Below are 22,350 nucleotides of genomic sequence, written 5' to 3' on the forward strand. Positions count from 1 at the left end.
CTTTTTTTATATGTATTTTCTCGTTCTTCCTTTTCTTTCTTCGATATGCTAGCTAACAATTTCATCCGCCGATTTCTGCTTTGGAGTGTTACGGTGAGCGTTATGGCCTGCGGTGGTGGCTCGTCTTCGGATCCTACACCCACGCCCACGCCGCCCGTCACGCCGCCTACTACCGGGGCAGCCACTTTCAAAAATCCGCTGCTCTCCTCGGGGCCAGACCCGTGGGTGTATCAGAAAGACGGTTTCTACTACTACATGAGCACCTCGGGCGGCGACCTGCGCCTGCGCAAAACCGCCAAGATGTCGGAGGTAGGCTCGGCCCCGGAAAAGGTGATCTGGACGCCCAACGGCAGCTACCGCGACATCTGGGCACCGGAAATCTACTTCTTCGATGGCAAGTGGTATGTGTACTTCAGCGCCGATCCGATGTGCCGCGGCGGCCACCGCACCTGGGTACTGGAAAATCCGGCGGCTGACCCTACTACCGGCACGTGGTCATTAATAGGCAAAGTAGCTACCTCCGACGATAAGTGGGCCATCGACGGCACCGTGCTGGAGCAGAACGGGCAGCGCTACTTTGTTTGGTCGGGCCACAAGGACTTTGGCGGCGGGGTAGAAAACGAAACCCAGCGCTTGTACATCGCCAAGATGAGTAGCCCCACCACCCTCACCGGCGAGCGGGTAGAGATTTCTCAGCCCACCTACAGCTGGGAAAAAAACGGCCCTGTCTTCGTGAACGAAGGCCCAGAGGCGCTGAAGCACGGCGACAAAACCTTCATCGTGTACTCGGCCAGCCATTGCAGCACCGACGATTACGCCTTGGGCCTACTCACGGCCTCCAGCACCGCCGACCCGCTCAAACCCGATTCCTGGACCAAAACGGCTACCCCGGTCTTTACCAAAAATCCCGCTAACCAGGCCTACGGCCCCGGCCACAACGGCTTCTTCAAGTCGAAAGACGGCACCCAGGACTGGCTGATTTACCACGCCAACCCAATGACGGGACAGGGGTGCAGCAACTCCCGTACGCCCCGCATGCAGCCCTTCACCTGGAAAAGCGACGGCATGCCCGATTTCGGGACACCTGTGGCTATTGGCACGGCCCTACCCGTGCCCAGTGGGGAGTAGCTATCACTCAGAAACCAGAAACCCCAGCGCCTTCCGGTACTGGGGTTTCGTGTTTTCTGCTGGGCCTACGCTCCCACCAGCGCCGGCTTGCGGTGGTGCTGGCGCAGCGCTGGATCATCACCGTAATGCGTATGCTCGGCGCGGTAGGCGCGCTCGAAGATGAGCGGGAAGATGAACAGCGTGAGAATGGTGCCCGTAATCAGGCCGCCGATTACCACAATAGCCAGTGGCTTGGAGGTTTCGGAGCCGATGCCGGTGCTGATGGCCGCCGGCATCAGGCCGATGGTGGCCATGAGGGCCGTCATCACCACGGGGCGCACGCGGGAGGTCACGCCTTCGTGGATGCTGTTGTCGAGGCTCATCTTTTTCAGCATGTTTTGCTTGAACACCGAAATCAGAATCACGCCGTTTTGGATGCAGATACCAAACAAGGCAATGAAGCCAATACCAGCCGAGATAGAGAAGTTGGTGTGCGTGATGAGCAGCGCCGCAATGCCGCCAATGATGGCGAACGGCACGTTTAGGAGCACCAGCCCGGCGTCTTTCAAATTGCCGAACAAGATGAACAGGATGAAGAAGATGAGTGCCAGCGAAATGGGCACTACCTGCGTGAGGCGCTGGGTGGCACGGCGCTGGTTTTCGAAGTCGCCGGTCCACTTCATGCTGTAGCCTTTGGGTAGGCTCACCACGGCATCTACCTTGCGCTGGGCCTCCTCGATGGTAGAGCCCATGTCGCGGCCCCGTATACTGAACTTCACGGCCGAGAAGCGCTTGTTGTCGTCGCGGTAGATGAGGGAGGGGCCGTTCACGTCCGAGACGGTGGCAATTTCCGATAGCGGCACGGAGTTGCCGTTCATGGTAGGCACCATCAGGGCCGCAATCTGGGTAGGCGACTGGCGGAAGCCTTCCTCGTAACGCACCACGATGGGGAATTTCCGTTCGCCCTCGTACATCTGGGTGGCTTGCTTGCCGCCCACGGCCATTTCCAGCACTGCGTTGGCGTCGGCTTTGCTCACGCCGTATTGGGCCATGCGCCGCTCGTCCAGCTCCACGTGCAGCTCGGGCTGCCCGATGTTGCGTAGCGCGCCCAGGTCGTCGATGCCTTTGATGTCTTTCAGTACGTCGTATACCTGGCGGGCTTTGGCTTCCATCAGTTTCAGGTCGGTGCCATAGATTTTCACGGCAATGGAGCCTTTCACGCCCGAGGCGGCCTCTTCCACGTTGTCGGTGATGGGCTGCGAGAAGTTGAAATCCACGCCGGGGAAACGGGCCAGTTTCTGCTTCATGTGCTCAATCAGGGCCTCGCGCTTGTCCTTGTGCTTCATTTCGGCTTCTACCTCCGGGGTGTGCTTGAGCTGCACCAGAAACTCGTTGTTGTAGAACCCGGTGGGGTCGGTGCCGTCGTTGGGGCGGCCGGTCTGGCTCACCACGTCGCCTACCTCCGGGAAGCTCAGGAACACCCGCCGCATCTCGTTGCAGAGCTTGTTCGATTCATCCAGCGAAATGCTCAGCGGCAATTGTGCGCGCACATAGATCGAGCCTTCGTTCAACTCGGGTAGGAACTCCGAACCCAGGAAGTGGAAGGCGCCCAAGCCCAGCACTACCACCACCGTAGCCACCAACAAGCTAGCCGTTTTGCGGGCGTAGGTGAACGCAAAGAAGCGCTGTGCTCCGCGGTTGATGCCGCGCACGAAGAAGTTGTCCTTCTCGCGCACATTCTTTTTGAGCAGAATCGAAGCCAGCACCGGCACCAGTGTCAGCGTGAAAATAAGCGCGCCAAGCAGGGCAAAACCGAGCGTCCAGGCCAGCGGCGAAAACACCTTGCCTTCTACCTTCTCAAAGGAGAAGATGGGTAGGAGGGCGGTTATGATGATGGCTTTGGCGAAGAAAATCGACTTGCCCATCTCCCGGCCAGATTTTTTGATCAGGCCCATCTTCGAGAGCTTGTTGAAGCGCTCCATGCCTACCTCGTGCGCCTTGTGGTCGAGGGCCACAAAGAGCCCTTCCACCATCACCACGGCCCCGTCGATGATGATACCAAAGTCGATAGCACCCATGCTCAGCAGGTTGGCCGACATGCCCTTCAGCCGCAGGCAGATGAAGGCAAACAGCAGCGCGAGCGGGATAATCACCGACACAATCACCGTGGTGCGCCAGTCGGCCATGAACACGAACACGATAACCGTTACCAGAATAATGCCCTCCAGCAGGTTGTGAATCACGGTTTCCGTGGAGAAGTCAATCAGCTGCTGGCGGTCGTAGAAGGTCTTGATCTTCACATCGGAGGGTAGGATCTTCTCGTTTAGCTCCGTCACTTTCGCTTTCAAAGCGGCAATAACTTCCGAGGGGTTTTCGCCCTTACGCATCACCACAATGCCTTCCACCATGTTGTCGTCGTAGTTGCGGCCTACCTTGCCCAGCTTGGGTAGGGCCGACTCGTGCACAATGGCCACGTCCTTCACCAGAATCCCTACCCCGTTCACGTTCTTGATAACGGTGTTGTTGATGTCGGAGATGTTGTTGAGCAGGCCGATGCCGCGCACCACAAAGTTCTGCTGTCCGGCGTTAATCACGTCGCCGCCCACGTTGATGTTCGAGCGCTGAATGGCGTTGTACAAATCCAGCGGCGAGATGCCGAAGTCTTGGAGCTTGCTGGGGTTCACGCTGATTTCGTAGTCCTTCACTTCGCCGCCGAAGCTGTTCACGTCAGCCACGCCGGGTACGGCTTTCAGGTTGCGCTCAATCACCCAGTCTTGCAAGACTTTCAGCTCGCGCACGGTTTTGTCTTTGCTAGCCAGCGTGTAGCGGTAAATTTCGCCGGTAGGACCGTAGGGCGGCTGCACCTCGGGGTCTACGCCGTCGGGCAGGTCCACGTCTTGCAGCATGTTGTTGACCTGCACGCGGGCAAAGGCATCGTCCACGCCATCATCAAAAATCACCTTCACCACCGACAACCCAAACAGGGTAGTGCTACGGATGCTGGTTTTCTTCTGCACCGGGTTCAGGGCAATTTCCACCGGGGCCGTCACAAACTTCTCAATCTCCTCGGCCGAGCGGCCGGGCCACTGCGTGATGATGGTAATTTCGGTGTTCGTGACGTCCGGAAACGCCTCAATGGGCGTGTTCCGGTAGCTCACCACCCCGGCCACAATGGCCAGCAGCGTCATCAGAAAGATGAAACCGCGGTTCTTCAACGAAAAGGCAATAATGCCTTGGATGAACTTATTCATTTGAGTTTAGCTGGTAGCTGTTGGCTGTTAGCTTTCTATAGAAGTAGGGTCGATGATTTGTAGCACAAAAGCTAATAGCTAATAGCCATCAGCTAACAGCTAAAAAATCAGTCATTCAACTCGTCGTACACCAGCAACTGGTTCTGGGCGATGATTCGCTCGCCGTCGTGCAGGCCCGACTCCACGTAGCTGGTGTCGCCTACCGTCTTGGCTACCTTCACCTCGCGGGTTTCGATGTGGCTGCGGTCTTTGAACACCATCACGAAATTGCGGTCCTTGTCGAACACCACGCTTTGGGCCGGCACGGCCAGCATCTTCTCGTTTTGGGTGTTCTCTACCTTGATTTGGGCATACATCTCGGGCTTGAGCAGGTAGCCGGGGTTGTCGAGGCGCACGCGCACCTTCATCACCTTCGAGTCGGGATCAAGCACGTTGAATACCTTGTCGATGCGGCCCGTGAACACTTTGTCGGGGTAGGAGAGGGTGGTTACCTGGGCGGTGTAACCCTGGTGCACCTTCGAGATATCCGACTCAAACACGTTGGCCATAATCCACACGTCGTCCAGGTTGCTGACCGTGAACAGGTTGCCCACGTTGTCGGCGTTGAACTGCATGTGGTCGGTCACGTTTTTCTCCGTGATAAAGCCCGAAATGGGCGCGCGTAGCGTGTAAGTGCCATCGGCTGATACGCCGTACACATTCAGCTGCTTACGGCTCTTACCCACGTTGCTCTGGGCCTTACGCAGCTCCTGGCGGGCCAGGGTCACGTCGCGCTCCGAGGCCAGGCCATCTTCGAACTGATCCTCGGACACTTGCAGGTTCTTGCGGGCAATATCCAGGTCGGAACCGGCCGTAGACGACTGGTTTTGCAGGTCGGCAATTTCGCCGCTGCGAATCACAGCCAGCACTTGCCCCTTGGTCACGTGGTCGCCCAGTTCCACCGAAAGCTGTTCTACCACGCCGCCTACCAGTGGGTACACCTTCACGGTTTTGTCGCCGTTGGAGGCAATCTGGCCGGTCAGCAGCAGCTCGTCGCGCACGGGCTCGGCGTGCACCGTATCAATCTTCAGCTCCTGCAACATCTGGTCCGACAGCGAGAAGCCGGCCTCGGCTTTGTGCGGCTGTTCGGCTTCAGTGTGGGTGGAGCAGCTCGCCAAACCCACGGCGAGCGGGAGGGCCAGGGTAGAGGCCAACGTGGCAAAGCGGTTCATATCGTATGCGGTTAGTTTGGTCTGTTGAAAGTATCGGCAGTCTTACTCGGCGTTGAAGACAGTGCGTCCTACCGAGAAATTGAGCGACTCGAACGCCCGCAGGCGGGCAGCGCGCAACTGGTTGAGCTGCACAATGTTGTTTTTGTAGCTCTCGTAGAAGTCCAGGAACTCCACGATGGTGATGTTGCGCTTGGCGTAGCTCTGCTCAATGCCCTGAATCAGGCGCGAAAAGTCGCTGATGTTGCGGGTAGCCGTTTGGTAGAGCGCGTCGGTTTGCTGAGCCTGGCGCCAGGCTTCCTGCACGTCGTTGCGCACCGTGAGCAGCTGCTGGTCACGTTGGGCGCGGCTCTGCTCAATCTGGGCCTGCGCCGTGCGGATATTGCCCTGGTTACGGTTGAAAATCGGCACGGCCACGCCCAGGGTCACGGCGTTGTAGTTCTGGATATAGCTGCCGGCGCGGTCGTACACGTAGCCCACGGCCAGATCGGGGGCTGCCAGGGCGCGTTGTAGGCGCAGGTTTTGGTTTTGCTGTTCCACATCGGCCTGGCGGGCGCGCAAATCGGCGCGGGCTACCTGAGCCGTATCGGCTAATTGTTCCTCCGAAAAGCCCGTTAACGACAAGGCTTGTAACCGGGAATCGTTGACCGTGGGACGGAAGTAGGTGCCCGACGACTCGCGCAACAAAATCCGCAAATCCGATTCCTGCGTGGCAATTTCGGAGAGCAGCGCCTGCCGCTCCGTTTGCAAGTCAAACAAAAAGGCCCGCAACCGAATCACCTCTTTCAGGGCAATGTTGCCCTTCTCATACTGATTCTGGTAGGCCGTTAGCGTCCGCTGAAACGAGTTGATTTCGGTGTTATAAGTGCCGACGGTTTGCTGCTTGTAGTACAGGTCGAAGAAGGTAGTGCGCAGTTGGTAGTTGAGGGTACGCAGCAGGTCTTCCAAGTTGAACTGCTCCACCAAAGCGCCCTGCTGGGCCACGTTGGCGGCAGCTTTTCGGCGGCCGGCAATGGCAAATAACTGCTGCACCTGCACAATGCTCTCACCTCGGCGTGTCACGTCGAAGGCGCGCCGCGTGTTGGGGTTATAGGTATTCTGCTCCAGCGAAAGGGTAGGGTTGTCCCAGAGCCGAGCCTGTAGAATCTGCGCTTGTGCGGCCGATACGTTGTAGCGCTGGGCCAGCAGCAACAAGTTGTTTTGGGCGAAGCGCTGCTCGGCTTCAGCGAGGGTCAACTGGGCCGTATCGGGCACGGCCACCACGGGTAGGAACGCCGTGGCGTGGGCAGTGCCGGTCAGCAACAACAGAAAAAACAGCAGCGAGTGAAAGCGAGACATATCCGGTTCTGATAATTGGATATGCAAGTGTACTCCGACGGAATTAGGCTGATATTAGAGTTGGATTAGAAACGGATTAGAAACGGATTAGAAACCGTATATTTGAAATATATTCTTGTTAATGAGATAATTAAAATAAAAGTAAATTGAAATTTATAGGAATAATTATAGTATCACTCTGTTAAATTTCATTCTATTCACTAGCTTCGTCAGTCCACACGGATCATCAGTAGTTCTTACCAGTGCTTATTGCTCTTGCTCATGCAGCTTCGTCTGATTGCTACCACGCCGGGTATATCCATTTACTACGATGAAATCAACCGGTGGCTCTACACTGATTGGCAGGGAGTGCATACACAAGAATCGTCTCAGGCGGCGGGTTTGCTGCTGTTGGAAGCTTTGCGCCAGCAGCCCAGCAGCAAAATTCTAAACGACACCTCTACTATCGTCAGCACCTCCGTCGATCTGTCGACCTGGGACCAATGGTGGTTGCGGGAGCTGGTAGGGGCCGGGTTGCGCTACATTGCCTGGGTCTACCCCCGCCTATTTCCCGACCGCGATGCCACAGAGCGTATCCTTATTCACGTAAAGCCGATGGTAGTGACTACGTTCGATGATGTAGCTACCGCCTGCCTGTGGTTGCAGAAACAGGGCGTCGCCGCTCACCCAAGTAGTCCTACAGTAGCGCTTTTGAGCTGAAATATTATCAAATAGTAGCTTGTGTGGTGGAGCATTGAGTCGGGTTGCCTGTAGGCAGCTGCACATCAACCACCGTTCCCTCGTGCAAGCGGGAGGAAATATGCAACTGGCCGCCGTGTAGCTCAATAATTTTGCGCGTGAGCGGTAGCCCCACCCCGTGTCCAACAACACCGCGGGCATTATCGGCCCGGAAAAAGGGTTGAAAAATGCGCTGCAAATCTTTCTCAGCAATACCGATGCCCTGATCGGCTATCTGAATGTGTACCCGGCTGTCGGCGTAGTGAAAGCTGACGGTAACCGGCGCACTACCCGAATATTTCAGGGCATTATCCAGCAAGTTGGTGAGGGCGCGCGCAAGCAGCTGGTGGTTGCCGGTGGTTTCCAGGGCGGTAGGGTCAGACGGCAACTCGCCCAAGCGTATTTGCACCCGCTGCCGCTGGGGGGGCATAATGGCTTCGCGGGCTTCGAATAGCAGCTCATCCAAGCGAATCTCGTCGCCAGTAAAGTTGGTGAAGCTAGCTTGTGTAAATTCCAATAAGTTGTTGATCAGGTCTTTCAGCTGCTGCAACTCCGTCAGCACCGACGCCAGCGCCTCGCGGTACTCGGCTGGCTCCCGGTCGCGCTTTAAGAGCACTTGTACTTCGCCAATGGTAGCCGTGAGCGGAGTGCGCAGCTCGTGCGACGCATTACTGACAAACGTGCGCTGGGCCTCAAAACTCTCTTCTAGCCGCTCCAGCATGCGGTTGAAGGTGTGGGCCAGCCGGGCAATTTCGTCCTGCTCGTGGCGCAGGCCTTCGTCTACCCGCAAGTGCAGGTCGCGGGCCGTAATGCGGTCCACCTGGTCGTTGACGGCCGCAATGGGCGCCAGCGCCCGCCCCGCAAAGATTCGCCCGGCCACATAGATAACGGCCAGGCTGCCTACAAACGTCAGCGACAAGATGAGGGCGAGGTTTTGCAGGCGTGCTCTGCCCAGCTTGTTTTCTGCCGCCGCTACTATAATATAGTCGCCCTGGTTATCGTGGTAAAATAACCCGATGGCCTGCCGCGAGCCAATAGTGAAGTACATTTCGCCATCGACCACAATGCGGGCCAGTAGCTTATCGGATAGCGTAACCCGCTCATCTTCCTCCAGAAACCGCACCTGGTGGTTGGAATCGTAAATCTGCAATACCTCGTTGTTTAGAGCCTGCAAATAGCGATGCTGAAACGACCGAAAAGCCCCAGCCCGCATTTCATCCTGTTCCAGAAAAATATAGCCCGTCACCTCCGCCCGGTCGCGCAGGCGCTGCCGAAACTCCCGCTGCGAATAGCGAGCTTGCAGCACATACGCCACCGTAAGTGCCACCGCCAGAATAACAGCTACCATGCTGAGAAACAAGAGCGTCAGACGGTTGCGGATGGTCATGGGAAGAAGGTAGGAAGGATAGGAAGGTTGGGGGAGGATAGGGGGCTAAGAAAATAGGGTGGATAAAGAAAAGCGTCTGTCATCCTGCGCTTGCGAAGGACCTTCTCACGCGAGAACGACCATCTTAACAGCGACTCGTTCACCCGTGAGAAGCCCCTTCGCAAGCGCAGGATGACAAACTTTCTACTCTTTCTATACCCTTTGCCTACCCTTCCTCCCGCAGCACATAGCCCATGCCTACTACAGTGTGAATGAGCTTGGTAGGGAAGTTCTTGTCAATCTTGTTGCGCAGGTAGTTCACGTACACGTCGATGACATTGGAGCCGGAGTCGAAGGACTCTTCCCAGGAGTTTTCGGCTATTTCGGCGCGGCTGAGCACCCGACCGCGGTTGCGCATGAAAAGCTCCAGCAAGTTGAACTCGCGGGCGGTGAGCTTGATGGGTTGGCCGTTGCGCGTAACGGTTTTGGCGGCTGTATCGAGGTTGAGGTCGGCTAGTGTGAGCACCGCCCCTTTGGCGGTTTGCCCGCGGCGGCGCGTCAAGGCCTTCACGCGGGCCAGCAGTTCAGCGAAGTCGAAGGGCTTGACGAGGTAGTCGTCGGCGCCCCCGTCGAAGCCGTGGAGCTTATCGGTGGTCGTGCCCAGTGCCGTCAGCATCAGCACGGGCACCTGCTGGTCTTGCTGACGAATAGCTCTCAGTACCTCTAGGCCGCTCTGGTTGGGTAGAATCACGTCCAGAATAATCAGGTCGTAGGCGTGCGTGAGCGCCAGCCGCTGGCCAAACGTACCATCGTAAGCTACTTCCACCTCATAGTGTTCCTCCTCCAAGCCGCGCCGAATAAACGCGGATACTTTCGGCTCGTCTTCGATCAGTAGGATTTTCATGGGGGTTCTTGGTGGGGTAGGGGATGGGCGTATGAGTAGTTAGGTAGGAGTGGTAGTTGAGTTCCTATTCAGTTCTCAGCCCTCAGTTCCCATCAAAAACCTTATACCTCATCCTCGTAATCCAAACCCAAATGCTGATTAAGGGCTTGTTGCAATTCGCTGGCGGCGTGCATCTGGCCGGCTTTGCGGCTTACTTGCAATCCTTTGCGGAAAACTTTTTCGGCTTCATCGGGCTTTTCTAATTGCGCCAGCAGCTTTCCGGCGTGATAATACGTACCCACGTACTCGGGGTGCTCATCCAGCAGTGTTTGATAATATTCCATGGCTTTTTGTGGGTCCGATGCCCGGTATTCGGTGGCTAACGCGTAGATCGTGAAGGCATCGTGCGGGTCGTCGGCGTAGAAAGCAAGGAGTTGCGAAAGGCGGCTGGGTGTGTTTTCCATCGGGTAGGAGTTTTCTGTATCTTCGCCCGAAATTAGGGGCTTTCCCGTATTGTTTGTCTATCTAACGCAGCCTAATGAAGTTTCTCGTTTGCATCAGCAACGTGCCCGACACGACGACTAAAATCACCTTCACGCCCGACAACAAAGAGTTCAACAAGGCCGGCGTGCAATTTGTGATAAATCCCTGGGACGAATACGCCCTGACCCGCGCCATTGAGCTGAAGGAAGCTCAGGGCGGCGGTACCGTGACGGTGCTTAACGTAGGCGAGGCCGATACGGAGCCCAACATTCGCAAAGCCCTGGCCATCGGTGCCGACGACGCCATCCGCGTGAACGCCGCGCCGAAAGATGCCTTCTTCGTGGCTGAGCAGATTGCCAACGTGGCCAAAGACGGTGGCTACGACGTGATTCTGATGGGCAAGGAAAGCATCGACTACAATGGCTTCCAGGTACACGGCATGGTAGGCGAACTGCTGGGCATCCCCACGGTAGCGCCGGCTATGAAACTGGACATGAGCGGCAACAACGCCACTTTGGAGCGCGAAATTGAAGGCGGCAAGGAAATCGTAGAGGTGAACACGCCCTTCGTGGCGTCGTGCCAGCAGCCCATGTGCGAGCCTCGCATCCCCAACATGCGCGGCATCATGACGGCCCGCACCAAGCCCCTGAAGGTAGTAGAGCCCACCGGCGATGCTCCTCGCACGGAGGTAACCGAGTTTGCCCTACCCCCCAAGAAGCAAGGCGTGAAGCTTATCCCCGCCGAAAACGCCGGCGAGTTGATCAAGCTCTTGCGCAACGAGGCCAAGGTAATTTAGTTTGACTGTCATGCTGACGAAGGAAGCATCTTATCACGGCTGCTTTCGTTGGTTTTCCTACTTCAAGTGGCGCGGACGTGATAAGGTCCTTCGCTCCACTTAGGATGACAAAACGCAAAACCATGTCTGTATTAGTAGTTATAGAATGCGATAACGGCGAAGTGAAAAAATCTTCGTTGGAAGTGGCTACCTACGCTAGCCAGGTAGCCCAGCAGTTGGGCACCACAGCTACAGCCGTAGCCGTAGGCGAGGCCACTGAAGGCAACCTAGCCAAGCTAGGAGAGCAGGGCATCAGCAAAGTGCTGTATGATGCGGAGCCCCGCCTGAAAGACTTCGTGAACGGTGCATACACCAAGCTCATTGCCGCCGCCGCCGAGCAGGAAGGCGCGCAGGTGCTGGTGCTGGCCAACTCCAACATTGGTGCTGCGGTAGGCTCGCGCCTGTCTATTCGGTTGAAAGCTAGCCTAGCGACCAACGCCGTAGAACTGCCCCGCACCGAAGGCGGGCAGTTTGTGGTGAAGCGCGGCGCCTTCTCGGGCAAAGCCCTGGCCGATGTGGCCCTCACCACTGACCGCAAGATTATTGCTGTTAAAAAGAATTCCATTGAAGCCCAGCAGGAAGCCGGCAAAACTGCCTCGGTAGAGAAGTTCTCGGCCAACCTGACCGACGCCGACTTTGCCGACGCACCCAAGCAAGTGGTGATGCAGGAGCAAGCGGGCGGCGTACTGCTTCCCGAAGCTGCTAAAGTGGTATCGGGTGGCCGCGGCATGAAGGGCCCCGAAAACTGGAACCTGATTGAGGATCTGGCGAAGGCGCTGGGTGCAGCTACGGCCTGCTCCAAGCCCGTATCGGACGTGGACTGGCGCCCTCACCACGAGCACGTGGGCCAAACGGGCATCACCATCTCGCCCAACCTGTACATTGCCTGCGGTATTTCGGGCGCCATTCAGCATTTGGCGGGTGTCAATTCCTCCAAGGTGATTGTGGTCATCAACAAAGACCCGGAGGCTCCGTTCTTTAAAGCGGCCGATTATGGCATCGTTGGCGACGTATTCGACGTACTACCGAAACTAACCCAAGCCGTTAAGGAACTAGGTTAAGGCGTAAACCGATTGATAATGAGCGTTGTAATCTATATTAAACGCTCTTTGCAATCCTATTAAGCGCATTCACCTCATTACCAGCACATACTTTCTCCTGTGAAAAAAATTCAGCTCGAGATACTAGGACTTTCTTCCAGTCAATCCCAATCGGGGTCGTTTGCCCTGATCTTGGGGGAGAAGACGGGCAACCGCCGGTTGCCCATCATCATTGGCATGTTTGAGGCCCAAAGTATCGCGATTCAGATAGAAAAAATAAATCCTAATCGTCCGCTTACGCACGACCTTTTCAAGTCTTTTGCCGAGCAGGTGCACGTAGCCATTCTGGAAGTCATAATTTCTGACTTGAAGGAAGGCGTCTTCTACTCCAAAATTGTGTGCTCCGATGGGGCTACTACTTTCGAGTTGGATGCCCGCCCGAGCGACGCTATTGCCATCGGGCTGCGTTTTGGCGTGCCGATTTATACGGTAGAAAGCGTACTGAGCGAAGCTGGTATCATCTTGAGCGACTTAGACGAAAACCCCGAAGAGTCGGACGAGGATGATGACGACGATGACGACACCACGAGCAGCAAGCCTGCGCCGGAGCCACGCGAGCCAAGCGGGCAAGTGTCGTTGGACGAGCTAACCAAAATGCTGGCCCAGGCACTGGAAAAAGAAGATTACGAGAAAGCCGCCAAAATCCGCGACGAGCTAAACAAGCGCAACAAGGAATAACGCGGCCATGACACTGCCAAAAAAGCCTCTTCCAGCTTGGGAGAGGCTTTTGTTTTACCCCGAAGGCCGTCACTGACGCCTTGCTGCTACCTTGCGTTTCCCAATTCACCTCAATCCATGACAACAGACCTTCCCGACTTGCGCTACCCCATCGGCCAACCTACCTTGCCCACGGAGCCATTAGCGCAAGGTGCCCGCATTGCCTACATGGCCCAACTGGCCCTGCTATCCGACCAGCTCCGAGCTGCTGTAACGGGCCTTAGCCCGGCGCAGCTAGATACACCCTACCGCCCCGGCGGCTGGACGGTGCGCCAGGTAGTGCATCACCTCCCCGATAGCCACCTCAATAGCTTCGTGCGTTTCAAGCTGGCTCTCACGGAGGATAACCCTACCATCAGCCCCTACGATGAGCAGGCTTGGGCCGAACTGCCCGACACCGCTGCCACCAAACCCGCCGTATCGCTGGCGCTGCTGGAGGCGCTGCACATCCGCTGGACTACGCTGTTGCGGCAGCTCACGGAGGCGCAGTGGCAGCGCACGTTCTATCACCCTATCTCTCAACGTACGTTCACGCTCGATCAGGCGCTGGTATTGTATGCTTGGCACGGGCAGCACCACGTAGCGCACATTACCGAGCTGCGGCGGCGGGAGCAATGGTAGGGTATAAAGTAGCAATGACGCGGGGCTATGCCCCGTATCTACTATGCGCAGGCCTCTAGCCTGCACTGTCAGAACAACATGTTGGAATACTGCGGAAGATGGCCGGCCAGAAATCTGCACTAGTAGACACGGAGCGCAGCCCCGCACCATTGGTAGTATCAATAAAAAGGTCCCGCTGCTCTTAGTGCAGCGGGACCTTTTTATTGATACCTCACTATAGACTATTTAGCTTGCACAGGGTCGTCGTCCAGTACATCTTGCAAACCGCCTTCGTCATCCACACGCTTAGCGGCTCGCACGAGGCTACTGCTAAAGATAAATTCTTTCAGCTCAGGTACTTCGGCGTTCAAAATAGTGTCCTTATCGCCATCCCACAGCTTCATGCCTTTATGCAAGAAGATAATATGGTCGCCAATTTCCACCACCGAGTTCATGTCGTGCGTGATGATGGCGGTAGTGATGTTGTATTCGTGCGTGATTTCGTGAATCAGTTCGTCAATCTTGAGGCTGGTGAGCGGGTCGAGGCCGGAGTTGGGTTCGTCGCAGAACAGATAGGTACAATTGGGCGCAATGGCGCGGGCAATGCCCACACGCTTCTTCATACCACCCGAAATCTCGGAGGGCATTTTGTTGCCGGCATTTTCTAGCCCTACCCGTTTCAGGCAGAACTCCACCCGGTCGCGGCGCTCTTCTTTGGTCATTTCGGGCGTCAGCATCTTCAACGGAAACTCAGTATTCTCATACACCGTCATGGAGTCGAACAACGCCGAACCCTGAAACAGCATCCCGATTTTGCGGCGGATTTCCTGCCGGATATTCACCTTGTTATTAGTGAAAACAGTGCCGTCGAAGGTGATACTACCCAAATCGGGCTTCATCAGACCCACAATGCACTGGAGCAGCACCGATTTGCCAGTACCCGAACCACCTAGCAGCAAATTACACTTACCGGTTTCGAAGGTGCAGTTAATGCCCTTCAACACAGCGTTTCCGTCAAATGACTTCTGAATATTATGAATCTCAATCATTGTTTTAAGTCTTGGGATTTTAGGGCCTCATGGCCTGAATTGACGCCTTGGTAGATAGGATAACCAAGTTTTCAAGCCTACAAGTCCCTAAAAGCCAATTACAACAGAACAGCCGCCAGCACGAAGTCGGCTATCAGAATAGCGATAATGGAGTTGGTAACGGCGCCGGTGCTGGCTGCTCCTACCTCCAGAGCACCACCACGGGTGTTGAAGCCTTTGAAAGACGAGATGGCCGAAATCAGGAAGGCAAATACCAACGATTTGATCAGGGCGAACAGGATGTTATAGGGAATGAAATCCTCACGGATACCCTCGATGTACTCCTGTGCCGAGATAGAGCCCGATAGCGTGCCTGCAATGTAGCCGCCCATGATGGACAAGCCCATAGCCAGAATAACCAGCAGCGGAAACATCAGCAGCGATGCCAAAATGCGAGGCAATACCAGGTAGGAAGAAGAGTTGATGCCCATTACTTCCAAGGCATCAATCTGTTCGGTGATGCGCATGGTGCCCAGGCCACCGGCAATGCTAGAGCCTACTTTGCCGGCCAGCACAATGCTGGTGATAGTAGGGGCCAGCTCCAGAATAGTCATCTCGCGCACCATATAGCCGATGGTGGCTTTAGGAATGAGCGGGTTGATCAGGTTGTAAGAAATCTGCACGCAGGTTACGGCCCCGATAAAGGCGCTGACCAACGACACGATAAAAACAGAATCGACCCCAATGAGAATGGCTTCGTCGATGGTACGGGCCCAAAGCGTTTTGAACCGCTCGCCGCGGGAAACCATGCTTTGGAGAAAGAGTAGAAAAGAGCCGAAGGTCTTTACCATAAAAAAGCGTCCGGAAAGAGAAAAGCAGGAACTTGCGAAAAAATCAGGTCTATGCGCACACGCGGAAGTAGGCCTGTTGCACCATACGTAAAACCTCAACATATAAACAAAGGAATGCAAAAAAATATCGTCGTAACTGGCGGCAGCCGCGGAATTGGACGTGCTTTGGTAGAGCGGTTTGTGCAGGCCGGGTTTCCGGTCGTCACCTGCGCCCGCTCGGCAGAGGACTTGGCTACCCTAGCGGCCGCCGTACAACAGGCCGCGCCGGGCGCCGTGCTGCATACCCTGCCCGCCGACCTTAGTAACCATGCCGACGCAGTTCGGTTTGGCAAATTTGTACGGGCGCTGCCGGGCGAGGTAGAAGTGCTGGTGCACAATGCTGGTGCCTTCGTACCCGGCCGCCTGCAAGACGAGCCTGCTGATGGGGAGCAACTGCGCCAGATGCTGGCCGCCAACCTGCTAAGCGCCTACGATGTGACCCAAGCGCTACTACCCGGCATGATAGCGCAGCGCCACGGGCATATTTTCACTATTTGCTCCACGGCCAGTCTCATGGCCTACCCCAACGGTGGCTCCTATGGCATTGCCAAGCACGCGCTCTACGGCTTCACCAAAAACCTACGTGAAGAGCTAAAGGAGCATAACATCCGCGTGACGGCGGTGCTACCCGGCGCCACCTATACCGACAGCTGGGCTGGAGCCGGCCTACCCCCCGAGCGGTTCATTAAGCCCGAAGACCTGGCCGAAGCCGTGTTTGCAACCTGCCAACTCTCCGAGCAAGCCGTGGTGGAAGAACTACTAATTCGGCCGCAACTGGGCGATATTTAGGAAGGAGAGAAATTAGAACGTCATTCCGACCATTCTGCTTGATGCGCAGAATGGTCGGAATGACGTTTTTACGTTTGCTATTTCGCCTTATTCAGCCACCGCCTTGCCTTTGCCCGTCACCTCCACGTGGGGGGTAGGGGCGCGGTAATGGACAGTGCCTGCACCAGCATGATATACACGCAGCGTGTCCGTTGCGCGCATGTGCGCGTCGCCGATGCTGCTGCGGGTAGTTTGAAGGGTGAGGTTACGCGCCGCCAAGTTGGTAGCATGAAGGGTGCCGCTACCTCCCAGAACAGTCGACGCGTCGCCAGTAATGGTGCCGCGTAGAGTCACGTCGCCTAGCTCATACATATCCATATTCAGGTACTGCACGTCTAGGTTCAAATCGGCATCACCGGCACCCAGAAAGTGGTAGAAAAACCGGTCAGCCCGGAAGGGCTCAGGAATGCGTAGAGAACTTTGATCGTACTGCAAAACATCTAGTACCGAAGGTGTATGCACAGTGATTTCGCGCGGCGTATCGTAGCGACGGGCCCAGTTGCAGCGGCTGGTGTTGTTGATAATCAGTTGGTTGCCCGAGGTAGTCAGTTCGATGTCTTCTTGCAAGTTTTTACCGGTGCGCACCTCAGCGTACGTCACTGAGTCTTGTACTAGTATCACTTCAACATTGTCATGAATATAGATCTGCTCAAAGGCTGCTACCTCCCTGCGTTCGGTGGTAATAGGACCGGTGCTTTTCAGGCAGTCGGTTTCGTGGCCGTCGCCGCAGGCAGTAAGCAACAAAAGCAAGCTACTAGCCAATCCGATGCGTAAAAGCCGGGTAGGGCGGTTAACTTGCGGCAGCAACGCAATCTGAAACATCAAGACAGGCATATGGACTTACGCGGCAAGGTAGCGATAATCACAGGGGGTAGCAAAGGCATTGGCAAAGCCACAGCCGAAGCGCTGCTGACCAAAGGCGCAGTAGTAGCCGGCTGGAGCCGCTCGGCTCCCGACGATTTGCAGCACGAGAACTTCCACTTTTTCGAGTGCAACGTGCAGGAGGAGCAGTCGGTACTGCAAGCCTATTCCGCTACCATCGATAAGCTGGGTGCGGTGCAGGTGCTGGTCAACAACGCCGGCATCGGCAACATGGGGCCAATTGATGGGTTCTCGTCCGACGACTGGCACGCTATGTTTGCTACCAACGTGCACGGCGTGTTCTACTGCACCAAGGCGGTGCTGCCGCGCATGAAGGAGCAAGGCGAAGGCCATATCATTAATGTAGCCTCGCTAGCCGGTACGGCAGGCACAGCCAACATGGCGGGCTACTGCGCCACCAAATTTGCGGTACGTGGCTTCTCGGACGCGCTATTCAAAGAGGTGCGCCAGCAAGGCGTGCGCGTAACGTGCGTGATGCCCGGCTCGGTGGAAACCAACTTCGGCGGCATGGAAGCTAGCCAGGAACCCGATCCGCACAAGATGCAGCCCGAAGACATTGCCGAGGCCATTGTGCACGCCCTGGAAGCCCCCAAGGCCACCATGATTTCGGAGATTCAGATGCGGCCTTCGCAGCCGAAATAAAGTATTGCCAAAATGGTTTTGTTATCCTGAGCCCAGCGAAGGACCTTATGCCCGCAGAATGAGTCGTTGGTACGGTTATCGTTCAATAGTCGTTCTGACGTGAGAAGGTCCTTCGCTGGGCTCAGGATGACGGCTAAGAGTAAGATTCAACAAAGTACATGGTAGAGGTCGAGAAACTCACGAAAACCTACGGCGCTCAAAACGCTGTGAACAACATCAGCTTCACGGCGGGTAAAGGCGAAATCCTGGGATTCTTGGGGCCGAATGGCGCTGGCAAATCCACGACTATGAAGATTGCCACCGGCTACCTGCCGCCCTCAGCCGGCACCGTGAAGCTGGCCGGCTTCGATGTGACGGAGCAGCCCCTGGAGGTGCGCCGCCGCGTGGGCTACCTACCCGAGCACAACCCGCTCTACCTGGACATGTACGTGCACGAGTACCTCGAATTCATTGGTTCGGTGCACGGGCTGAAGGGCAGCGAGCTTCGCCGCCGCGTGCAGCAGATGGTGGATAGGGTAGGGCTGGGGCGCGAGCAGAACAAGCAAATCGGCGCCCTGAGCAAGGGCTACCGGCAGCGGGTAGGGCTGGCCCAGGCGCTCATCCACGACCCTGGCGTACTCATCCTCGACGAGCCCACCACTGGCCTAGACCCCAACCAAATCGGCGAAATCCGCACCCTGATCCGGGAGGTAGGGGAGGATAAAACGGTGATTTTCTCGACGCATATTCTGCCCGAAGTCACGGCCCTGTGCAGCCGGGTGGTCATCATCAACCGCGGCCAACTGGTGGCCGACTCGCCCGTAGCCGACCTAGCCGCTGGCACGAAAGGCGAAACCCTCATCCGCGCTGAGTTTGAGCAGCCCATCGACCCCGCGCCGCTGCGCGCCCTACCCGGCATTCTGGCCGTGGAGGTCGAGGCAGCGCCCGCTACCTACCGCATCCGCGCTGCCGGCCCCGACCTGCGCGGCAGCATCTCCCGCCTTGCCGCCGACCAAGGCTGGGTATTGCTGGGACTGCGTCAGGAAGAGCAGTCGCTGGAGCAGGTGTTTAAGAATCTGACGAAGTAATATGTTTACTTTTCTGCCATTCTGAGCCTGCGAAGGAATTTACCACGGAAGAACGGTATGATAGATAGTAAATACTTGACGCCAGATCGTTTAAACGTGAGAGGTCCTTCGCAGGCTCAGGATGACAGAAGAGTTACGACAATCCTTTTTTATGTATTCCATTCTCCGCAAAGAATTTAACGCCTTCCTCAGCTCGCCGGTCGCCTACGTCGTTATCGGCGTATTTCTGGTGGCTACAGGACTGTTTGTGTGGGTGTTTCCTGATAGCTCGGTGCTTGATTACGGCTACGCCGACCTGCAAACGCTGTTCAACATTGCGCCCTGGATTTTCCTATTTCTGATTCCAGCCATCACCATGCGCACGTTTGCGGAGGAAAAGAAGGCGGGTACTATCGAGCTGCTGCTCACGCGCCCGCTGACGGATGGGCAGATTATTGGCGGTAAGTACTTGGCGTGCTTGCTACTAGCGTTGCTGGCATTGGTTCCTACCCTGCTCTACTACTACTCGGTGTACCAGCTGGGCAACCCCGAGGGCAACATCGATTCGGCGGCCACGGTGGGCTCCTACCTGGGGCTGGGGCTGCTGGCGGCGGTATTTGCGGCCATTGGTATCTTCGCCTCGGCCATCACTCGCGACCAGATTATTGCCTTCCTGGTGGCCGTGGTGGGGTGCTTCCTGGTATACACAGGTTTCGACTCGCTGGCCTCGGTGTTCGAGGGTAGCACGGCTTACTACATCAGCCAACTCGGCATTGCGGCCCACTACCGCGACCTAAGCAAAGGTCTTATCGACTCCCGCGACCTGCTGTATTTCCTGAGCATGATTGTGGCGCTGCTGTGGGCTACGCGGCTGGCATTGCGGAGTAGGAATTGGTGATATTTTTAGCTGTTAGCTAATGGCTGCTAGCTGTTAGCTTTCGGGTATTGAGTTGAATATCTTTTTTGAGTGCAGAATTTGTGAGTACAGAACAAGAGCTAACAGCTAGCAGCCAGCAGCTACCAGCTAACAACAAACGTCGCGACCTGACCACGTTTTTCGTGGTGATTGGCGCGTTGCTGCTGCTCAATTTCCTGGCCCAGCAGTTCTTCTTCCGTGTCGACTTGACGCAGGAGAAGCGCTACTCTATGTCGCCGGCCACCAAGGAATTGTTGGAGAATCTGAAGCAGCCCGTCACCATCACCGTGTACCTGGATGGCGACTTTCCGCCCGCGTTCCGGCGCTTGCAGCAAGCCACCCGCGAGACGCTAAACGAAATGCAGATCTATGGAGGTAGCAATCTGCACTACGTGTTCGTGGACCCTTCGGCGGCCGGCACTGAGCAGGCGCGCAATCAGTACTACGAAATCCTACTTAAGAAAGGCCTGCGCCCTACTAACCTGGGCGCCAATGAGAACGGCAAGCGGGTCGAGAAAATCATCTTTCCGTGGGCCACGGTGTCAGTAGGTAGCCAGGAGCTGCCGGTGTTGCTACTACGCGGCAACCAGGCTGCCCCCGCCGACGTGCGCCTCAACCAAAGTATTGAGGGCTTGGAGTATGAGTTGGCCAGCACTATCCGGCGCCTGGAGCCCAGCCAGCGCAAGCGCATCGGCATTGTGGAAGGCCACGGCGAACTAGACAACGCCGAAGCCGGCGACCTGATCGGCTCCCTACGCCAGAACTACGACGTGTTTCGGGTGAATCTGACGAAAGTGCGCGACCTGCGCCCGCTCGACGCCATCATCGTGGCTAAGCCCGCCACGGCGTATACCGAGGAGGAGAAGTTCAAGCTCGACCAGTTTATCACCCAGGGCGGCAATACGTTGTTCTTCGTAGATGCCATGCGCGTGAACCTCGACAGCGCCAACCGTGGCGGCATGCTCTCGTTTCCGTTGCAGCTGAACCTGGAAGACATGCTGTTCAAATACGGCGTGCGCATCAACCCCGACCTCATGCTGGACCTCAACTCCGGCGTGATTCCGCTGGTGACGGGCACCCTGGGCGACAAACCGCAGGTGGAGCCGCTGCCCTGGCAGTTCTACCCCCTCATCAACAACTTCAGCCAGCACCCCATTACCCGCAACCTCGATGCGGTGTACACCAAGTTTGTGAGCAGCATTGATACGGTGAAGGCCGTAGGCATCCGCAAAACCCCGCTCATGTTCACCTCGCGCTACACCCGCGTGCTGCCTGCTCCCGTGCCCGTTAACCTCAACGACGCCCGCCTACCCCCCGACCCCAAGCAGTATAAGCAACGCTTCGAGCCGGTAGGCTACCTGCTGGAAGGGCAGTTCCGCTCGCTCTATGCCAACCGAGCCCAGCCCGGCACCACGCAGTTTCAGCCCGAAAAGTCGCCCTTGGCCAAGCCCGCCAAGCTACTCGTCATCCCCGACGGCGACTTCGTGCGCAACGATGTGGACCCGAAAACCGGTAATCCCTTCCGCCTCGGCTACGACCGCCTCGCCAACACCGAATTTGCCAACCGCGAGCTTGTGCTGAATGCCGTGGACTACCTCCTCGACGAAACCGGCCTCATCGCCGTGCGTGGCAAGCAAATCACCCTCCGCCCCTTGGATAAGGTGAAGGTAGCCGAGCAGCGCCAACGCTGGCAACTACTGAATTTGGTGGCCCCGCTAGTGCTGCTTGGCCTGTTTGGCCTAGGCCGGGCATGGTGGCGCAAGCGGCGCTACGCCCGGTTTTAGAAAAACCAGAAACTAGCTTTAAATGTCGCGCATCAAGCGAGTGTGGGGTAGGGGGTAAAAGTCGTTGGATAATGGGTAGGTTCTAGCGCGTCTCAACTCCAACCCCAGAGCCGTTAGGTCTTGGTTTATTCGACGTTACGCTTCACCCCCCCCGGCCCTCTCTCCGAAAAGGAGAGAGCCAGACCAATCGGCTAAGAATAGGTATCAGAACTTAACGGCTCCGCTCTTAACCCCCTTTTCGAAAAAGAAGGGGAACTAGCATTAGCAATCGTAAACCTGTTAGTTTATGCAATAGCCGCAATGCTAGAATATATTATAAATGCCTTGTTTGAGGGAGTTTTTAGTTGGTTCCTATTTGCTCCAATAGGCTTTTTGTACTTGTATCTGCGGCATCGGAGAAAAGTTAGAGTGCAGCAAGTACTGCTGAAAGATTACGAGAACAGTTATGTAAATGCAGGCAAAATCGTCGCGATTCGTATCGTCGCGGCTACCGGCCTACTGCTGGTACTGGCATTAATGTTTGCGCCGTTGCTTCACTGGTTAAGATCATAGAAAGCCACTCACTCGGGTGCAGATTTTTTTACCTCTTATCCCTCTAATCCAGCGGATTATGCACACGCCACCGGAGGATTAGGGTAGGAGGGTGTGTGGGTAGAGAGGTGTGGGTAAGAAATCTGTCATCCTGCGCTTGCGAAGGACCTTATCACCATAGAACGAGGGCCATCCTAC

The 22,350-nt window shown here is 56.3% G+C and carries 20 protein-coding genes; 11 read left to right on the forward strand and 9 right to left on the reverse strand.

Annotated features, from left to right (window positions below; all coding sequences use genetic code 11):
- Positions 1 to 45: 45 nt before the first annotated feature.
- Positions 46 to 1,128 carry a family 43 glycosylhydrolase gene (locus tag F1C16_RS04250; RefSeq protein ID WP_185283119.1) on the forward strand — a complete coding sequence of 361 codons (1,083 nt, stop codon included), beginning with the start codon at positions 46 to 48 and terminating at the stop codon, positions 1,126 to 1,128.
- A 65-nt stretch (positions 1,129 to 1,193) separates the two neighbouring features.
- On the opposite strand, the gene F1C16_RS04255 is transcribed toward F1C16_RS04250, so the two are convergent.
- The 3 genes from F1C16_RS04255 to F1C16_RS04265 all read right to left on the reverse strand — a co-directional run bounded on the left by F1C16_RS04255 (position 1,194) and on the right by F1C16_RS04265 (position 6,904).
- On the reverse strand, positions 1,194 to 4,358 hold the full coding sequence (locus F1C16_RS04255; RefSeq protein WP_185283120.1) for an efflux RND transporter permease subunit: 3,165 nt from the start codon (positions 4,356 to 4,358) through the stop codon (positions 1,194 to 1,196).
- Positions 4,359 to 4,465: 107 nt separating this feature from the next.
- On the reverse strand, positions 4,466 to 5,569 hold the full coding sequence (locus F1C16_RS04260; RefSeq protein ID WP_185283121.1) for an efflux RND transporter periplasmic adaptor subunit: 1,104 nt from the start codon (positions 5,567 to 5,569) through the stop codon (positions 4,466 to 4,468).
- A gap of 42 nt (positions 5,570 to 5,611) precedes the next feature.
- A complete protein-coding gene (locus tag F1C16_RS04265; protein ID WP_185283122.1) occupies positions 5,612 to 6,904 on the reverse strand; it encodes a TolC family protein in 1,293 nt (430 codons plus the stop codon).
- Between the two features lie 261 nt (positions 6,905 to 7,165).
- Here F1C16_RS04265 and F1C16_RS04270 point away from each other — a divergent pair, with 261 nt between their 5' ends.
- Positions 7,166 to 7,603 carry a hypothetical protein gene (locus F1C16_RS04270; RefSeq protein ID WP_185283123.1) on the forward strand — a complete coding sequence of 146 codons (438 nt, stop codon included), beginning with the start codon at positions 7,166 to 7,168 and terminating at the stop codon, positions 7,601 to 7,603.
- Positions 7,604 to 7,610: 7 nt separating this feature from the next.
- Here F1C16_RS04270 and F1C16_RS04275 read toward each other — a convergent pair whose 3' ends face one another.
- From F1C16_RS04275 to F1C16_RS04285, 3 genes are all read right to left on the reverse strand, one after another.
- Positions 7,611 to 9,008 carry a cell wall metabolism sensor histidine kinase WalK gene (locus tag F1C16_RS04275; RefSeq protein ID WP_185283124.1) on the reverse strand — a complete coding sequence of 466 codons (1,398 nt, stop codon included), beginning with the start codon at positions 9,006 to 9,008 and terminating at the stop codon, positions 7,611 to 7,613.
- Positions 9,009 to 9,213: 205 nt separating this feature from the next.
- Positions 9,214 to 9,891 carry a response regulator transcription factor gene (locus F1C16_RS04280; protein ID WP_185283125.1) on the reverse strand — a complete coding sequence of 226 codons (678 nt, stop codon included), beginning with the start codon at positions 9,889 to 9,891 and terminating at the stop codon, positions 9,214 to 9,216.
- Positions 9,892 to 9,992: 101 nt separating this feature from the next.
- Entirely contained in the window at positions 9,993 to 10,334 is a 342-nt protein-coding gene (locus tag F1C16_RS04285) for a tetratricopeptide repeat protein (RefSeq protein ID WP_185283126.1), read from the reverse strand.
- A gap of 74 nt (positions 10,335 to 10,408) precedes the next feature.
- Here F1C16_RS04285 and F1C16_RS04290 point away from each other — a divergent pair, with 74 nt between their 5' ends.
- From F1C16_RS04290 to F1C16_RS04305, 4 genes are all read left to right on the forward strand, one after another.
- Positions 10,409 to 11,149, forward strand: a complete 741-nt coding sequence (locus F1C16_RS04290) for an electron transfer flavoprotein subunit beta/FixA family protein (protein ID WP_185283127.1) — start codon at positions 10,409 to 10,411, stop codon at positions 11,147 to 11,149.
- A 122-nt stretch (positions 11,150 to 11,271) separates the two neighbouring features.
- Complete coding sequence (locus tag F1C16_RS04295) at positions 11,272 to 12,249, forward strand: electron transfer flavoprotein subunit alpha/FixB family protein (protein ID WP_185283128.1); 978 nt, start codon at positions 11,272 to 11,274, stop codon at positions 12,247 to 12,249.
- Positions 12,250 to 12,348: 99 nt separating this feature from the next.
- Entirely contained in the window at positions 12,349 to 12,966 is a 618-nt protein-coding gene (locus F1C16_RS04300) for a bifunctional nuclease family protein (protein WP_185283129.1), read from the forward strand.
- 117 nt (positions 12,967 to 13,083) lie between these two features.
- On the forward strand, positions 13,084 to 13,626 hold the full coding sequence (locus F1C16_RS04305) for a YfiT family bacillithiol transferase (RefSeq protein ID WP_185283130.1): 543 nt from the start codon (positions 13,084 to 13,086) through the stop codon (positions 13,624 to 13,626).
- A gap of 221 nt (positions 13,627 to 13,847) precedes the next feature.
- Here F1C16_RS04305 and F1C16_RS04310 read toward each other — a convergent pair whose 3' ends face one another.
- Together F1C16_RS04310 and F1C16_RS04315 are read right to left on the reverse strand one after the other, a co-directional pair.
- The gene (locus F1C16_RS04310) at positions 13,848 to 14,654 is read right to left on the reverse strand and encodes an ABC transporter ATP-binding protein (RefSeq protein WP_185283131.1); all 807 of its coding nucleotides are present in this window, start codon (positions 14,652 to 14,654) and stop codon (positions 13,848 to 13,850) included.
- A gap of 98 nt (positions 14,655 to 14,752) precedes the next feature.
- Complete coding sequence (locus F1C16_RS04315) at positions 14,753 to 15,484, reverse strand: ABC transporter permease (protein WP_185283132.1); 732 nt, start codon at positions 15,482 to 15,484, stop codon at positions 14,753 to 14,755.
- A gap of 114 nt (positions 15,485 to 15,598) precedes the next feature.
- Between F1C16_RS04315 and F1C16_RS04320 the strand changes: the two genes are divergently transcribed.
- Entirely contained in the window at positions 15,599 to 16,312 is a 714-nt protein-coding gene (locus F1C16_RS04320) for an SDR family oxidoreductase (RefSeq protein WP_185283133.1), read from the forward strand.
- A gap of 87 nt (positions 16,313 to 16,399) precedes the next feature.
- Here F1C16_RS04320 and F1C16_RS04325 read toward each other — a convergent pair whose 3' ends face one another.
- Positions 16,400 to 17,185: a GIN domain-containing protein gene (locus F1C16_RS04325; RefSeq protein ID WP_185283134.1), complete on the reverse strand. Its 786-nt coding sequence runs from the start codon at positions 17,183 to 17,185 to the stop codon at positions 16,400 to 16,402.
- Between F1C16_RS04325 and F1C16_RS04330 the strand changes: the two genes are divergently transcribed.
- The 4 genes from F1C16_RS04330 to gldG all read left to right on the forward strand — a co-directional run bounded on the left by F1C16_RS04330 (position 17,186) and on the right by gldG (position 21,621).
- Positions 17,186 to 17,875: an SDR family oxidoreductase gene (locus F1C16_RS04330; protein WP_185283135.1), complete on the forward strand. Its 690-nt coding sequence runs from the start codon at positions 17,186 to 17,188 to the stop codon at positions 17,873 to 17,875.
- A 158-nt stretch (positions 17,876 to 18,033) separates the two neighbouring features.
- Positions 18,034 to 18,942: a gliding motility-associated ABC transporter ATP-binding subunit GldA gene (gene gldA / locus F1C16_RS04335; RefSeq protein WP_185283136.1), complete on the forward strand. Its 909-nt coding sequence runs from the start codon at positions 18,034 to 18,036 to the stop codon at positions 18,940 to 18,942.
- A gap of 151 nt (positions 18,943 to 19,093) precedes the next feature.
- Positions 19,094 to 19,819 carry a gliding motility-associated ABC transporter permease subunit GldF gene (gldF, locus tag F1C16_RS04340; RefSeq protein WP_185283137.1) on the forward strand — a complete coding sequence of 242 codons (726 nt, stop codon included), beginning with the start codon at positions 19,094 to 19,096 and terminating at the stop codon, positions 19,817 to 19,819.
- A gap of 80 nt (positions 19,820 to 19,899) precedes the next feature.
- The gene (gene gldG, locus F1C16_RS04345; RefSeq protein ID WP_258049025.1) at positions 19,900 to 21,621 is read left to right on the forward strand and encodes a gliding motility-associated ABC transporter substrate-binding protein GldG; all 1,722 of its coding nucleotides are present in this window, start codon (positions 19,900 to 19,902) and stop codon (positions 21,619 to 21,621) included.
- Positions 21,622 to 22,350: the final 729 nt, after the last annotated feature.

Source organism: Hymenobacter sp. NBH84, from assembly GCF_014217645.1.
GTDB lineage: Bacteria > Bacteroidota > Bacteroidia > Cytophagales > Hymenobacteraceae > Hymenobacter > Hymenobacter profundi.

Excerpts from the sequence above, each read along its gene's own strand:
- F1C16_RS04250 (WP_185283119.1), top strand. The coding sequence starts at position 46 with ATGCTAGCTAACAATTTCATCCGCCGATTTCTGCTTTGGAGTGTTACG.
- F1C16_RS04255 (WP_185283120.1), bottom strand. The coding sequence starts at position 4,358 with ATGAATAAGTTCATCCAAGGCATTATTGCCTTTTCGTTGAAGAACCGC.
- F1C16_RS04260 (WP_185283121.1), bottom strand. The coding sequence starts at position 5,569 with ATGAACCGCTTTGCCACGTTGGCCTCTACCCTGGCCCTCCCGCTCGCC.
- F1C16_RS04265 (WP_185283122.1), bottom strand. The coding sequence starts at position 6,904 with ATGTCTCGCTTTCACTCGCTGCTGTTTTTTCTGTTGTTGCTGACCGGC.
- F1C16_RS04270 (WP_185283123.1), top strand. The coding sequence starts at position 7,166 with ATGCAGCTTCGTCTGATTGCTACCACGCCGGGTATATCCATTTACTAC.
- F1C16_RS04275 (WP_185283124.1), bottom strand. The coding sequence starts at position 9,008 with ATGACCATCCGCAACCGTCTGACGCTCTTGTTTCTCAGCATGGTAGCT.
- F1C16_RS04280 (WP_185283125.1), bottom strand. The coding sequence starts at position 9,891 with ATGAAAATCCTACTGATCGAAGACGAGCCGAAAGTATCCGCGTTTATT.
- F1C16_RS04285 (WP_185283126.1), bottom strand. The coding sequence starts at position 10,334 with ATGGAAAACACACCCAGCCGCCTTTCGCAACTCCTTGCTTTCTACGCC.
- F1C16_RS04290 (WP_185283127.1), top strand. The coding sequence starts at position 10,409 with ATGAAGTTTCTCGTTTGCATCAGCAACGTGCCCGACACGACGACTAAA.
- F1C16_RS04295 (WP_185283128.1), top strand. The coding sequence starts at position 11,272 with ATGTCTGTATTAGTAGTTATAGAATGCGATAACGGCGAAGTGAAAAAA.
- F1C16_RS04305 (WP_185283130.1), top strand. The coding sequence starts at position 13,084 with ATGACAACAGACCTTCCCGACTTGCGCTACCCCATCGGCCAACCTACC.
- F1C16_RS04310 (WP_185283131.1), bottom strand. The coding sequence starts at position 14,654 with ATGATTGAGATTCATAATATTCAGAAGTCATTTGACGGAAACGCTGTG.
- F1C16_RS04315 (WP_185283132.1), bottom strand. The coding sequence starts at position 15,484 with ATGGTAAAGACCTTCGGCTCTTTTCTACTCTTTCTCCAAAGCATGGTT.
- F1C16_RS04320 (WP_185283133.1), top strand. The coding sequence starts at position 15,599 with ATGCAAAAAAATATCGTCGTAACTGGCGGCAGCCGCGGAATTGGACGT.
- F1C16_RS04325 (WP_185283134.1), bottom strand. The coding sequence starts at position 17,185 with ATGCCTGTCTTGATGTTTCAGATTGCGTTGCTGCCGCAAGTTAACCGC.
- F1C16_RS04330 (WP_185283135.1), top strand. The coding sequence starts at position 17,186 with ATGGACTTACGCGGCAAGGTAGCGATAATCACAGGGGGTAGCAAAGGC.
- gldA (WP_185283136.1), top strand. The coding sequence starts at position 18,034 with ATGGTAGAGGTCGAGAAACTCACGAAAACCTACGGCGCTCAAAACGCT.
- gldF (WP_185283137.1), top strand. The coding sequence starts at position 19,094 with ATGTATTCCATTCTCCGCAAAGAATTTAACGCCTTCCTCAGCTCGCCG.